This window comes from Vibrio viridaestus (assembly GCF_003856525.1).
GTDB classification, from domain to species: Bacteria; Pseudomonadota; Gammaproteobacteria; order Enterobacterales; family Vibrionaceae; genus Vibrio; species Vibrio viridaestus.
Genome location: NZ_RJVQ01000159.1, coordinates 1 through 401 on the forward strand (window position 1 = coordinate 1; position 401 = coordinate 401).

A 401-nucleotide genomic window follows, 5' to 3' on the forward strand; every position below is an offset into this window, starting at 1 on the left:
AAAGGACCAGCGTTTTGTTGAAATCGGACAGGGTTGAGTTGCCCTGATACCAGGCATACGCCAGCGCACCGGTCGCCACCGCCAGCGAGGTGGCCCCCACCATCGGCAGGGTGATCGCACCGGCAAGCCCCCTGAACATGGGGATCATCCCGCCGAAGGAGTCCTTCACCTGCCCCCCCTGTTGCAGCAGGATCAGCCACGGACTTTGCCCGCCTGCAAGCTGCGTGGCCACGTCGGTGAACTGTGCAGGCAGCATACGCATGGCGGCKTTATMCTGCCCGACGGAAATCCCCGCTTTCTGTGCAGCCAGCGCCTGTCGGCTCAGCGACTGTTCAACGACTGCCGCTGTTTTTTTCGCATCACTTTCCGTACCAGAAAAATGACGCCTGACTCTGGCCATC

1 protein-coding gene is annotated in these 401 nt (G+C 61.2%); it reads right to left on the minus strand.

Going from position 1 to position 401, the window contains the following annotated elements:
• Positions 1-401 (minus strand): phage tail length tape measure family protein (locus tag EES38_RS22000; RefSeq protein WP_208020509.1); only part of this gene is annotated, 401 nt, incomplete at both ends.